Source organism: Chryseobacterium culicis (assembly GCF_900108365.1).
GTDB classification, from domain to species: domain Bacteria; phylum Bacteroidota; class Bacteroidia; order Flavobacteriales; family Weeksellaceae; genus Chryseobacterium; species Chryseobacterium culicis.
On sequence record NZ_FNWQ01000001.1, the window covers coordinates 61,502 to 75,997 of the forward strand.

At 39.2% G+C, this 14,496-nt stretch carries 7 protein-coding genes; 1 reads left to right on the forward strand and 6 read right to left on the reverse strand.

Features of this window, described 5'->3' with window-relative positions; genetic code table 11:
• Positions 1-30 precede the first annotated feature (30 nt).
• The 4 genes from BLW74_RS00285 to tsf all read right to left on the reverse strand — a co-directional run bounded on the left by BLW74_RS00285 (position 31) and on the right by tsf (position 10,874).
• Positions 31-3,429: a T9SS type B sorting domain-containing protein gene (locus BLW74_RS00285; protein ID WP_167358353.1), complete on the reverse strand. Its 3,399-nt coding sequence runs from the start codon at positions 3,427-3,429 to the stop codon at positions 31-33.
• Between the two features lie 170 nt (positions 3,430-3,599).
• Positions 3,600-6,422: a T9SS type B sorting domain-containing protein gene (locus tag BLW74_RS00290; protein WP_089689496.1), complete on the reverse strand. Its 2,823-nt coding sequence runs from the start codon at positions 6,420-6,422 to the stop codon at positions 3,600-3,602.
• A 79-nt stretch (positions 6,423-6,501) separates the two neighbouring features.
• Complete coding sequence (locus BLW74_RS00295; RefSeq protein ID WP_089689497.1) at positions 6,502-9,852, reverse strand: T9SS type B sorting domain-containing protein; 3,351 nt, start codon at positions 9,850-9,852, stop codon at positions 6,502-6,504.
• Positions 9,853-10,049: 197 nt separating this feature from the next.
• Positions 10,050-10,874 carry a translation elongation factor Ts gene (tsf, locus tag BLW74_RS00300; protein WP_089689498.1) on the reverse strand — a complete coding sequence of 275 codons (825 nt, stop codon included), beginning with the start codon at positions 10,872-10,874 and terminating at the stop codon, positions 10,050-10,052.
• A 144-nt stretch (positions 10,875-11,018) separates the two neighbouring features.
• Between tsf and BLW74_RS00305 the strand changes: the two genes are divergently transcribed.
• Complete coding sequence (locus tag BLW74_RS00305; RefSeq protein ID WP_089689499.1) at positions 11,019-11,801, forward strand: DUF6759 domain-containing protein; 783 nt, start codon at positions 11,019-11,021, stop codon at positions 11,799-11,801.
• Positions 11,802-11,868: 67 nt separating this feature from the next.
• Here the strand turns inward: BLW74_RS00305 and BLW74_RS00310 are convergent, their stop codons facing one another.
• Together BLW74_RS00310 and gltX are read right to left on the reverse strand one after the other, a co-directional pair.
• Positions 11,869-12,825, reverse strand: coding sequence for an acetyl-CoA carboxylase carboxyltransferase subunit alpha (locus tag BLW74_RS00310; protein ID WP_089689500.1), 957 nt, complete (start codon positions 12,823-12,825; stop codon positions 11,869-11,871).
• 49 nt (positions 12,826-12,874) lie between these two features.
• Positions 12,875-14,383, reverse strand: a complete 1,509-nt coding sequence (gene gltX, locus BLW74_RS00315) for a glutamate--tRNA ligase (protein ID WP_089689501.1) — start codon at positions 14,381-14,383, stop codon at positions 12,875-12,877.
• Positions 14,384-14,496: the final 113 nt, after the last annotated feature.

Sequence of the window (14,496 nt, forward strand, 5' to 3'; positions counted from 1 at the left end):
CAAGTATGCTTTCTTTCCGGCTTGTCTGTTTTATCTGTGTTTTACAAGCAGCCAGCTTGAATATTTTATAGTGAGTGTAGAGCCATATTCTGTCCAGGTAATAAAATACCAGTAGGTTGCCGTAGGAACATACCTTCCGCCAACTCTTCCGTCCCAGGTATATCTGTTTTCCGGAGTTCCCCGGAATACTTCTGCTCCATATCTGTCAAAGATTCTGAAAACAAGATTATCATTGGCCATTAATGCAGAATAGTCAATTCCTTCATTATACCCGTCTCCGTTGGGAGTAATGGTATTGATCAAATTAATAATAGCAAAAGGTTTTTTTACTTCTTCACACATTTTAGAGTCTCTTACAAATACATTGTGAGCTCCTCTTGGCACGTTGGTAAAGACATTGGAGCTCTGCCACAGGACTCCGTCCAAAGAATATTCATAAGGAGGTGTGCCGCCGCTAACTCCTACTTTTACCGTTGTTCCATCTATTTCAATGGAAGTAATCATAGGAAGCGGTAATTCTGTAACGTTCACGTACTGTTTATAAACACAGCCATTGAAGGTAAGTTCTACCCAATAACTCCCCGGTGCAACGTTGGTAATAGAAGGAGTAGTAGCTCCCGTACTCCATAAATATCTCTCAAAGCCTGGGCCGGCATCCAAGGTCGTGGTAGTTTTCGGACAAATGGCCTTATCTACAAGTATATCAGATTTTTTGGGAACCTTGATATTGATTATAAGGGTACCTACTTCAGGACACACTCCATTTTTTTCAAAACGAATGTAGTAAGTCTGAGAAGTAATTATGTTCACTGGAGACGAAATTATATTTACATTATTCTGAGCATCTGATAACGTTGCATGAAATGTATAGGTAACATTGGGATCCAGTGTAAACTGAGGAATAAACTGGGTTAAATTAACACTTTTCGTTCCATCCAGATTATCATCACAAACGCTTTCAGTAACAGTTTTGGTAATCAAAGTTACTTTAGCCCCGATACTGAACTGTAAAGGTTTGATAACAGTGGCACATCCATCAGGAGAATCCACCCTGATATAAATGGTGGTCGCTGCAGTATAGCTCCAGTTGTTGGGAAGTGTATTGGTGTTTCCTGCATTGGCATCAGCAAGATTGGCATAATATCTTACGGTGGTAAAGTAGTTCGGGTTATTTAATACAATAGGAGTGACGTTGGAAAGAGTGACCGTGATTGTGCCATCCAGATTATCATCACAGAAAATACCATTGTAGTTATCCAGAACAATTGCTTTGTTGAAGAGCGATAATGTGATTTGTGCTATACTTTTACAGCCAATACTATTTTTCACAACAGCATATACAATAGTTCCGTTGGGTGCATTGTAGGCTGTTGTATTGGTAATGAGTGCTGCTGCGTTTTCATTTTGAGCATCCAAAAGGGTAGGATAATAGGTAATAGTAACCGGAGAATTGCTTGTGACGTTAGCGGTAGTCAGGTTGAATGTTCCCTGTCCGTTAATGTCGCAGGCAAATAATGTTGCATTCATTACCGTAAGAGCCTGAATATTGATGGTAACCGTTACTGTTTCACAATCCGGAAAGTCGGGATCATTGCCGCAGAATGTGTAGGTGAATGTGTCTGTTCCTGATGTACCCGGAGTATTTACCGTGTAGGTAATTATTCCAGTTGCTGCATTTATTGTTGCGGTTCCCAGTGTAGGGGCGGTTGTAATTGCTACCGTATTGGGAGCAGTTGCCTGTGTAGAGCTGCTTAATGCAGGAGTTATGGTCTGTGAAGTACAGACATTGTAGGTTTTAGTGCTTAGCTTGGTGCAGTTCAGAACTTTAAACTGCTGCGTAACCAGAGGAGCACAGCTTCCCATTGTAACAGAACAGGTATAATATCCGGGAAGTGTAGGGGTGATGGTAGACGCTGTTGCTCCGGGAACTATAGTTCCGTTTCTGTACCATTGATAAGTATCATAGATAAGAGGATCTACCGTAAGAACTACCCCGGGAATGCAACCACTTCCGGACTGTAAAATCACAGGCTGCGTAGGGAAACCTGCAAAAAATCCTCCATATCCTACCGCATCACTTCCCGCTGTGATCCCTGCCATAATGGCTTTATCGGAAACAACGGTGATGGTTCCTGTTACATTGGGAATTCCATAGGTTACCCAATTGGTGGTTCCGGTCATGTTGTAAGGCCCTGTAATTGCGAGGGGAGTGGCACTGTTTACGGTAACGTTGGCTCCTCTTTCTGTAATAAGATTCAGTTTTGTCGGAATGTTCAGAACTCCTCCGATATTACCGTTGGAGTGAACAAAATTTTCATTAATCAACCCCAGCTCATTGATCTGTTTTGGAAGATAGCAGTTGAGAGCAGGAATAAAGTTGAATCCTCCTGTAGCTGTTTCATTTCCCGAGTTGGAATCTCCGGCTAAGATCTGGTATACATACGCATTCTTTGATGTTTTCAGATATAAGTTGTAATGGCCGTTTCCCTGAAGAATATATTTGGAATCAGGGACAACATAGTATTTCCCTGCATTGATGGTTGCTATAGGAGGAATTTCATTATTGACGAAGATTTGCGTATTGTCTTCCGTAGCAATGACAACAGCACCTTCCATATTGGCACCTATAGGTCCGTTACCTTTTACGAGAGCAAATTCATTTCCAAGCCTGTTGACTGGTACCGCCTGGTCCATCAGAATATCGGAACTGGAAGGGAAATTTCCGGCATATTGCCCATTGAAGTTTCCGTTGGTGACATTGACGGGTTTGTTTGCTACAATTTTTGAACCAATGAATCCGTCAGAGTTTCCTGTAATATCTCCAATTCCATCAATGATATAAGATTGTCCCTTATTTAAAGTAAAAGTCATGGTTGGATTGGCAGCTCCAGTCATCCCGTTAGAGAACTGAACGGTAGGGCTGTATCCGGAGATGGTAACCGTAGTATTGTCTTCTGTTGCCAGTACGCTGGTCATGAAGTTCAGGATCGAATTGCTTACCGTGATAGGAGCAGATGCTGCATAAAATGTAGTTCCGGTAGAGGGAATTCCCTTAGAGGTAATAATTTCCGCATGGTTGAATACCGAAAATCTCAGATTGGCATAAAAAGGAAATTCTGCTTTTAAATACAATCCTTTGGTAGTAGGTGTAAACAGATCTGTCTGTTGTGTGGTAATGATATAATTCCTAAGGACATCGAATTTCTGAGGGTTGTTCTTGCTGATATTCACCGTTCCGATCAGAACATTATTGTTATAAATGTTTACCGGAAAAGGGGTGGTTCTGCTGGTAGATAAATACAGTTTCTGATAAGGATTGGGTGCGCCTGTCCTGTCTACCATCGGAGCGAACCAGTGCTCACGGTCCAATTGTGCGAAGGTAGAGGTGAAAATATAAAATATAAATAAAAAAGATAGAATTTTCTTCATTCAGTAGTAGTATTTATCACAAATTTAATAATAAAAAGCATTGAACACTTGAAAATCTAATAAAAAAGCTTTGATTTTAAAATCAAAGCTTTTACAAATCTATACAAGGACTAAAAAATAAGCCACGATTATTACAATCGTGGCTTATCAATATAGTTTTAAACTAATTATTACTCTCTGTTTTTAACAAGAATCCAACCTGTGTATTTTATTGGAGTCTTTTCTTTATTGGATTCATTCCATGTGATGTGATACCAGTATGTTCCTGTTCCCAGCTTCTTATCAAAGTGTTTTCCGTCCCATCTGTAGTTATTGAATTTATTTCCGGTAAATACCATATTTCCATATCTGTCATAGACTACGAAGCTTAGATTTTCTTTGTAAGCAAGTTCACTGTAATCTATAAAGTCATTGACATTATCTCCATTAGGGGTAATGGCGTTTAATAGATTAGGGATGGTAACTTCTACCGAAACAGGGGTACAGTTATAAAAATCTTTTACATAGAAAGTATGCTGTCCTCTGCTTAATCCTGTGAAGGTACTTGAATCCTGCCAGTTAGCGGTTCCGTCAACTGCATATTTGTAAGGAGCTTTACCACCGCTTACCACTACTGTTGCAGTATTGTTGTTGATCTCAATAGTCTGAATTACCGGATCTTCCACTTTTTTCACTTTTACCGTTTGAGTAAGGAAACATCCGTTTTTACCAAGTACTACGGTGTATTCTCCAACGCCTACATCTCTGATACCTGAAGTAGTAGCGCCTGTGCTCCATTGGTAAGAATCGTATCCGGAACCTGCATCCAGATTAGTTTTTGCATCCATACAGATGTACTGGTCTACAAGGATCGGAGATTTTTTGATTGGAAGTACAATTAATTCAATTTTTGCATTGGCTGTACATCCTTCAGCAGTGGTTACTTTCACATATACAAATCCTCCTGTTGATGGGAAGTTCGTAGGGGTTGTAATTTCGTTAATACCTGCTGTAAGGTCATTCAGCGTACGGTAGTATTTTTTCGTAACGGCATTATAGTCTGTTACTTTTGCTTTTGTAAGATCAAAATAAGCGTAAGGATCTACATCATACCAGCATGCTTTGATAGAAGTATCAGTTACGATGAAAGGCACTACAGTCAGATTTAATGTCACCTGCTCACAATCTGTAAATTCTACAGAGTTTCCACAGAACTTGTAGACAATTTTGTCTGGTCCTAAATATCCGGGATTTGGCGTATAAGTGATCGTTCCGTTTGGATTCACTACTGCTGTCCCTTTTGTAGGAGGAGTTAAAATGACTACTGTACTTGGGACCACAGTCTGAGTGGAAGAAGTAAATGTAGGCGTGATAATTTTAGTAGAGCAGGCATTAAGAGCCTGGGTGGTTTCTTTTAAACAGGTTTGTACTTTATAAACAGGTGTTGTAACAGGAGGACATGTTCCCATGGTTACTTTCACCGTATAATTTCCGGATTGGGTAGGAGTGTAAGTAAAAGAAGTTGCCCCCGAAATAGCTACTCCGTCACGGTACCATTGGTAGGTTTCATATCCGTCATCTAATTCAAGAACGATACCCGGTACACATTCCCCTGTTTTTTTAGCAATTACGGGGATAGATGAGAATCCTGCAAAATACCCTCCGTATCCGGCAGAACTAAATCCTCCGTTGATACCAGCCGTTACAGCTTTTGTAGAAGTAATATTAATATTTCCCGTTACTCCGGTAATTCCATAGGTAACCCAGTTAGAATTTCCTGCCACCGGATATGGTCCGTCTGCTGCGGCGATAGGCATACCATTTAGCAATACGGTAGAACCTGTTTCTGTCAGGATATTCAGTTTTACAATGATATCCTGAACTGCACTTGCTCCTGATGTACCGATCGGCATCTCATTAATCTTTCCGATTTCGTCAATTTTTCTCGGAAGAAAACAGTTTAATGGCGGAATATAGTTGAATCCATTGGTGGCATCACTTCCCAGAATTCCAATAAATTGATATAAATATACATTTTTAGTCGTCGAAATGAACATATTTGAATGTCCTGAAGTACCCTGAGCTACATAGCTGGTTTCATTGATTCTGTACCATTCTCCGGCAGCAAGCGTTGCAACAGAAGTACCTCCGCCATTTAAAAATACCTGAGTGTTGTCTTCAGTAGCAACAATAAGACCTCCTTCCATATTTAAGTTAGGGGCAGTAGATCTGGTTTTTACCATTGCAAAAGTATTTCCAAGTCTATCCACCGGAACCGACTGATCCAGAACCGGGTCACTCCCTGACGGAGCAGTAGAGAAGTTGGCATTACAGCTTCCGTTAGTAAGAGTTATTGGTTTGTCAGCAACTATTTTTGCACCGATAAAACCAGTCTTATTTCCAGACTGGCTTCCAGATCCTGCAAGAATGAAGGACTGACCTTTCTGCAGCGTAAATGTATGAGTATTACCTGTAGGTGAGCCATTAATAAAAACAACTCCGGCAGCTCCATTCCAAGATACTGTTACATTAGTATTGTCTTCAGTGGCGAGTACCCCTGCTGTAAAGTTTTGAATAGTGCTGGTATTGGTATTGGGCGCTGTAGCAACAAAAAATGTTTTTCCAATTCCCGCTTTCCCCTTACTGGTAATAACTTCTCCATGAACACTTTGTGCCAGTCGTAAACTACAGTAAAAAGGTTTTGCAGCTTTTAAATACAGTCCTTTATTACCAACAGTAAAGGCTTCAGTAGTGGTGCCAGTAGAAATAAGGCTATTGGTAACCTTGTAAGTTTGCGGGCTGCCTTTACTGATGGTAACCGTAGTTACTACAGCGTTATTGTTATAAATGGTTACATCAATGGGAGTTAATGAATCAGTGGAAAGATATAGCATATTAGTATACCCTCCAACACTGTCATAATAAGGAGCAATCCAGTGCTCGGTATCCCTTTGTGCAAAGAGTGTATTAATTGTCAAAAAAATTAATACCAGACTGAGTAGAAATCTTTTCATGTGTATGGAATTAGGATTTCTACAAAATTAAAATAAAAAATGAAATACTTTTAATAAAATTTAAATAAATGTTAAAAAGTTATTCCCGATTTTTAATTAAAAGCCATCCTGAGTACGAAACTGGTAATTGGGTGTCAGGCTCAATCCATTTGATAATATACCAATAAGTTCCCGTAGGAAGATTTCTTCCATTCACTCTTCCGTCCCAGGTATAATTTTTGTCTGAGGACTTGTAAACAGAGGCTCCGTAGCGGTCTGACACCTCAATGGAAACATTTTTTTTGATTCTTAATTCTGAATAATTGAGGAAATCATTAATTCCGTCTCCATTCGGAGTGATGGTATTGATCAAGTTCAGCACTAAAAATTCCTTGGTTACATGGCTGCATCGGTCTGATCCTAGGACATACACTGTATGAAGGCCTCTGGATAATCCTGTAAAAACATTGGATGTCTGATAATCGAAGCCATTTAATGAATATTTGTAAGGAGCTGTTCCTCCGCTTACAGAAACAGTTGCTGTAGTACCTGTTACTTCAATTTTAGTGATAGTGGGCGCCTGTGAAGTTGTTACATTAACATGTTGGCGGTATACACACCCGTTGGATCCAAGATCTACATAATAAGATCCGGGTCCTACGGAAATACTTGAAGATACAGCCCCTGTACTCCATAGGTATGAAGTGAATCCGGGACCTGCGTCCAGCATTATTTTTTCATCAGAACAAATGACCTGATCAAGAAGTTTCTCAGATTTTTTAGGTGTTTTCAGTGTAAGAGTTAAAACAGCCGTGTTAGGACATGCCGTATTGCTTTGAAATCTTACATATAACACCGTTGAGAAAGAAGTAAGTGTCTGCGAGGCGGAAATAGGATTTAATCCTGCCTGCGCATTTGCCAGTGAAGTATAAAAAGATAATACCACTCCCGGATCTGCAGTAAATAATGATTTGTAGTCATTAAGATTTACCGCTTCTGAACCATTAATATCATTATCGCAGATATCGGCCTGCGCATTACCGGTAATCAAAGGGATTTTATTTCCGATTGTAAAGTTGATTTGTCCAAATGCAGGCGGGCATTCTCCCGTGACCCCGGATACTCTTATATAAACGGTAGTATTCGCGGTGAAAGTCCAGTTGGCAGGAAGTGTATTGTTATTGCCTGCAGTAGCGTCTGCCTGGCTGAGATAGTATTTTACGGTGAAGCTGGCAGGATTGGTTACAATCTGAGGGGTTACGTTTGTAAAATTAACACTTACAATTCCATCAAAATTATCGTCACAAATTGCGGCATTGAAGTTATTTGTATTAATATTGGGTGTAGGATAAGTATTTAAAGTAATGGTGGCTGTTTGAGAGCATCCATAGACAGAAGTTACTTTCGCATATATGGTTCCGGCCGGTCCTGAATAGGCTGCCGGATTGGCAATCTGCCCTGTTAAATTTTGATTACTGAAATAAGTGACTGTTGCCCCGGGTTCCGAAGTTACACTAGCTGTAGTCAGGTTGAATGTTCCGTTTCCGTTAGCAGCTGCGCAAGAATTTAAAGAAGCATTATTTACCTGAAAAACATGGGTGTTGATTACAATTTTAAAATATTCAAAAGCTGCCGGGTTTCCGTTCCCCTGAATATAATAAGTAAATGTATCCGTAGTATTAGCTGTAATACCAGCATTAGGAGTATATATGAGCTGTCCTGTTGTCGGATTTATGCTTACGTTTCCGTTGGTGGGTGATACAATAATATTGGTATAAGAAGGATCAATAGTTTGGGTTGAATTACTAAATACCGGAGTGATAATTTTTGTATTACAAGATCCAATATCATAAGTAGTTGTAGTGACAGGCGGACAAGCAGTATAATCAAATTCAGCAGTAAGCCTGGATTCACAGTTTGTTCTGGTGATATAGCAGGTGTATATTCCGGAGCCGTAAAGATCCGGGTTGATGGTTGGGGTAGTAGCTCCTGTAATCGGGTTTCCGTTCAGATACCATTGGTAGGCATCATAACCGGATTCTACAGAAAGCTGAACGCCGTTATAACAGTCACCAGTTTTTGTAATTACCGGAACAGAAGAAAATCCTGCAAAATATCCTCCGTATCCTACCGCTCCGTTTCCGGCAGCAATACCTGCTGTAACAGGTTTCGTAGAACCTACAGTAATATTTCCTGTCACACTTGGAATAGAATACGTAACCCAGTTCGGATTTCCTGTTACCGGAGCCGGGCCTGTACCCGCTGCAATAGGGTTTCCATTGATCGTCACAGCAGCACCAGCCTGAGTAATAATATTAAGTCTTGTATTAAAGGTATCATTCCCGATCTTGTTAATAAATCCGATCTCGTTAATTTCCTTGGGTAAGAAACAGCTAAGCGGTGGTATAAAATTCATTCCCCCTGTGGCATAAACGGTTCCACTGGAAGTTCCGGCCAGAAGCTGGTACACATATACATTATTATTGGCGGAAATACTCATATTGTAATTTCCGTTCACCTGGTTTACATAGTTGGTTCCCTGAACAACATAGTATTGCCCTGCATTAAGGGTAACATTATTCAAAAGGGTTCCGTTTACAGTAAGCTTTGTATTGTTTACCGTAGCAATCACTACGGCTGCTTCCATTCCTGAATTAGCGGGTCCGTTTCCTTTCATCATTACAAAATCTTTTCCCAGTCTTTCTACCGGCACCGCCTGATCCATCAGCACATCTACATTGGTGTTATTTTGGGTAGTGTAGATACTGTTAAAGTTTCCGTTAGTTACAGAAATCGGTTTGCTGGCAACAATTTTTGCGCCTACCAATCCTGTTAAGTTGTTAGAATTAAGATTACTCTGAGCCTCAATGATGTATGACTTTCCTTTATTAAGGGTGAAAGTTCTTGAGGGAGCAGAAATTCCGTCAGAGAAAACAACAGCCGGATTATATCCTGATAAAGTTACGGTGGTATTATCTTCTGTTGCGGTTATTCCGATAGTGGAGTTCACATAAGGTTTGGCTGTGGTATTGGGAGCCATTCCTGCAAAGAATGTTCTTCCGAGTGCGGCTAATCCTTTTGAAGTAATAAATTCAGCCTGATCCTGTACGCTGAATCTGTAGCTTGCAAAGAATTTTTTGTTTCCTTTTACATACAGTCCCATGGAATTGGATGTAAAAAGGCCGGATGGAGCAGAGGAAATCATCATATTATTCGGGATGGTTACCTGAACCGGGTTTCCTTTGCTTACCTGAACGGTAGAAAATAGATTGTTATTGTTAAATACCTGTACAGAGAAAGGTGTTGTTTCATTGGTTGAAAGATAAAGATAGCCTTTCGGGGTGCCAAGGAGGCTGCTTGCAGACATGGGAGCGATCCAATGTTCAGAATCCAGTTGTGCATTCACCAGCAGACAAAAAAAAGAGCAAAAAGCGAGTAGAAGTTTTTTCATGCGTTATTATAAGGGGCCGCAAATTTAAACATTAATAATCTAATTTTTATGCAAAAAAAGTTTTGAAATAACGTTTATTCGGTATTTGCTGAATATTTAAAATTCCCTTCATATTGCGTTAATAATCACATGTTTTTCCGTAATAAAAAATCCCGGTGAACTTCACCGGGATTCTATATTTTTTTGAAAGGGACAGCTTATAGGCTTACTCTTACAAATCCTGTTACTTTTAGGTCTGCATTTACAGATTTTACGTAATCAGCAACTGACATACTTCCGTCTTTAATGAAATCCTGGTGTACCAAAGTGTTGTCTTTGTAGAATCTCTGCATTTTACCTTTAAGGATATTATCGATAATGTTTGCAGGCTTACCTTCTTCAGTAAGTTTGTGTCTTTCAATTTCTAATTCTTTATCAATAGTCTCCTGAGAAACTCTTGTTTCGTCCAAAGCGATTGGGTTCATAGCAGCAACCTGCATAGAAACAGCTTTAGCAGCTTCGTCAGCTCCGTCTACTTTAGCAGAAAGAGAAGAGATTGCAGCAATTTTGTTTCCAGCGTGGATGTAAGCTCCTAAGAAATCTCCCTGGATTCTTTCAAAAGATCCGATTTCGATTTTCTCGCCGATAACTCCTGTTTGCTCAATTAATTTTTCAGCAACAGTCATTCCGTGGAAGTCAGTAGCTAAAAGCTCTTCTTTAGTAGCTGCGAAGATAGCCATTTCAGCAATTTCGTAAGCTAGCTCGATGAACGCTTCGTTTTTCGCAACGAAGTCAGTTTCGCAGTTTAGAGAGATTACTACACCTAAAGTGTTGTCCTCGTTTACTCTTGCAATTACAGCTCCTTCAGAAGATTCTCTGTCAGCTCTGTTAGCAGCAACTTTTTGTCCTTTTTTTCTAAGGATATCTACCGCTTTTTCGAAGTCTCCTTCAGCTTCAACTAGAGCTTTTTTGCAGTCCATCATACCTGCACCTGTTTGGTTTCTTAATTTAGCTACGTCTGCAGCAACTGGTGTATAAGACATAATATGTATTATTTTTTTATTTAAGATTAGTATTAATTTTTAGCTTACTTTTAGAGCAGTGCAAAGATAATGATTTTAATGATAAACTAAAAAATGACTTTTCACGTTATTAATATATTTAATACTATTTTAAAGATTTGATTAATGAAAAAAATCTTCTTTCTTCTATTTATATGCATTTTCTCTCTTGGATTTTCCCAAAAAAAGAAAAAAACAAAATCTAAAGCCGTTGTTGAAAAAGAAACGGTAATTATCTATACAGAGCAGGAGGCTGAAATTTCAAAGGAGGCCAGAGTAATTGCCGGCTTTCTGAAACAGAATCCCGGGCATGCTAAAACAGATTATTTTAAAAGAAGACTTATTGAGATCATCATGGCGGACAATTCTCCGGAAGCCAAGCCCACCATTAAACCTATCAGCAAGGAGAAAATTGAAAATATTGTAAAAAATAACGAGCTGAACAGTGGGAAAACAGTTGCCACCAATGCTGCAAAAACAGTTAACGGTAAACCTGTTTCCAACAATACGGCTGCGGCTATAGAAGCTCTTAAAGAAGAAAGAAGAACAACCTACGCAGCGGTGGGTTCTGCAGGAGCTGCAAAAAGCGCAGGTGCCTCTTCTGCCGGATCTAAAGCTGAGCCAAGTGAGGAAAACAAAAGAAGAGCTGCTATGCTTACCCATCTCTTTAATAATGATGTCAACAAGAATGAAGCGTATGTCAATATTAAAAACAGATCTGCCTGTAATCTTATTGTGAAGATAAGCGGTAAAAAATATTATAACCTCACCGTTCCTGCAAAAGGAGAAAACTTTATTCTGGTGGATAAAGGAGAATATGTGATGACAACAGTTGTATGTGACGCAAAGTACTCTTCTTTGAAGAAAATTACTCAGGATATTGAAATTGCACTCAATGTTTCAGAATAGATAAAATAATACAGAAGAAAACTAAAGAAAAAACGGTTAAGAAATAATTCCTTAACCGTTTTATTTTTTATCCTTTAAACTGACCCATTGCAATGAATTTGTCCTGTCTCTGCGTTTCTAGCTCCTGTCCGGTAAATTTGGAAAAAGCTTTGATATTTTGTAGGATTGAATTTTTCAGGTTCAGATAAGTTGCCTCCTGATCATAATGAGCACCTCCAAGCGGTTCCTCAATAATTCCATCAATGAACTTTTCTCTTAGGGCATCTGCCGGAGTAAGATTCAATGCGTTGGCTGCATCTTCTTTATGATCCCAGTTTCTCCACAAGATAGAAGAACAGCTTTCCGGAGCAATTACCGTATACCATGTATTTTCCAGCATATATACTTTATTGCCTACACCTATTCCTAGTGCACCACCGCTGGCACCTTCTCCAATGATGTAAGTGAAGATCGGTGTCTTCAGCTGAACCATTTCAAAAATATTTCTTGCAATGGCTTCACCTTGTCCTCTTTCTTCAGCTTCCAGTCCTGGATATGCTCCCGGTGTATCTACCAATGTTACTACAGGGATATTGAATTTTTCAGCTAGCTTCATAAGTCTTAAAGCTTTTCTGTATCCTTCCGGATTTGGCATTCCAAATCTTCTGTGCTGTCTTTCTTTAGTCGTTCTTCCTTTTTGAGTCCCTATGATCATTACTTTTTGACCATCAAGGGTAATCAATCCTCCAATCATTGCCGGATCATCAGCGAAATTTCTGTCTCCATGAAGTTCTAAGAAACTGCCTTTATCTGCCATTCCGTTAATATAGTCCAGTGTGTAAGGACGATCCGGGTGACGGGACAGTTGTACTCTTTGCCAAGGTGTAAGATTTCCATAGATTTCTTTTTTCTTTTCTAAAATCTTATCCTCAATCTGGCTGCATGCTAATTTTACATCAACACCACTTTCTTCTCCTACTAAAGAACACGTCTGGTATTGATCCATCAATTCTTTGATAGGAAGTTCGAAACTTAAATATTCCATTTCTTGAAGTAAATTAAATCTTTCAAATGTATGAAAAATTATGGTTATTTTAGTTAAAATTATTTATAGCATTCTTTATTCTGGCAATACTTTCCTCTTTACCAAGGATTTCCAGAATGTCCGGAACGTCTGGACCCTTCAGTTCGCCAACCAAAGACAAACGCAGTGGCATCATTACTTTACCCATACCTAATCCTTTGCTTTCCGCGAAATCATGCATCTTTTGCTTTAAGGTTTCTGCGATGAATTCCGTAGATTCAAAAGCTGTTGCCAATTCTCCTAAAATGGCAGATGTTTCTTCATTCCATGCTTTTTTTGATGCTTTTTCGTCATAAGAAACCGGAGATTCAAAGAAAAATTTTCCGTTTTCGTAAATGTCTTTCGGGAAAGTTGCTCTTTCTTTCATCAGGTGAATTACCTTCAGTAGTTTTTCATCAGAAGCACCGGACAGATCAAGATCGGTATTTTTAAGAATCTGAAGAAGTTCTTCATCAGTTTTCATCTGAAGATACTGATGATTGAACCACTCAGATTTTTCTTTACTGAATCTGGCACCTGCTTTGTGCACTTTATGAAGATCAAATTCTTTGATCATCTCTTCTAATGGGAGAATTTCTTTATCGTCAGCAGGAGACCAGCCTAATAATGCTACCATATTGATGAAAGCATCAGGAAGATATCCGTTTTCTCTGTATCCCTTAGATACAAGTCCTGTTGCAGGATCTTTGAAATCAAGCGGAAATACCGGAAACCCGAATTTATCCCCGTCTCTTTTGCTTAGTTTTCCTTTCCCTTCTGGCTTTAAGATTAAAGATAAGTGGGCAAACTGTGGTGCTTCCCACTGCATTGCTTCATATAATAAGGTGTGAAGTCCTAACGATGGCAGCCATTCTTCTCCACGGATTACATGAGAGATCTCCATCTCGTGGTCGTCAATGATGTTGGCAAAGTGATAGGTTGGCATTCCGTCATTCTTTACCAGAACTTTATCATCCAAGGTATTGGTATTGACTGAAAATTTTCCACGGATAATGTCCTCCAGATTCAATACTCTGTCAACAGGTATTTTGAATCGTACTACATACGGTGTTTTTTCATCCAGCAATCGTTTAACCTCATCTTCAGAAAGGGTAAGGCTGTTTCTAAGACCGTTTCTGGTTTTATTGTCATAGGAAAATACATCACCTTTCGCTTCATACTGGGCACGAATTGCATCCAATTCTTCTGCTGTATCAAAAGCGATGTAAGCATATTCTGTTTTTAGAATCTGCTCTGTATATTTATCATAGATGTCTCTTCTTTCAGATTGTCTGTAAGGAGCAAACTTTCCTCCCTTTTTAGGACTTTCATCAGGGATGATTCCGCACCACTCCAATGCTTCTTCAATATATTCTTCAGCACCTTCTACATATCTGGCAGTATCTGTATCTTCAATTCTCAATACAAATTCTCCTCCCTGGTTTTTAGCAAAAAGATAATCATATAATGCGGTTCTTACGCCTCCCAAATGTAATGGCCCTGTAGGACTTGGAGCAAAACGTACTCTTACTTTCTCCATTTCAATTTTTAATTTTTGCAAATTTACTTAATTTCTAGTTTTTAAGTGTTCTGTGGAACTTAATTTTAATGAGTTTTTTTAAGTAGTATCTAAAATAAAAAAGCAAGTCTGAA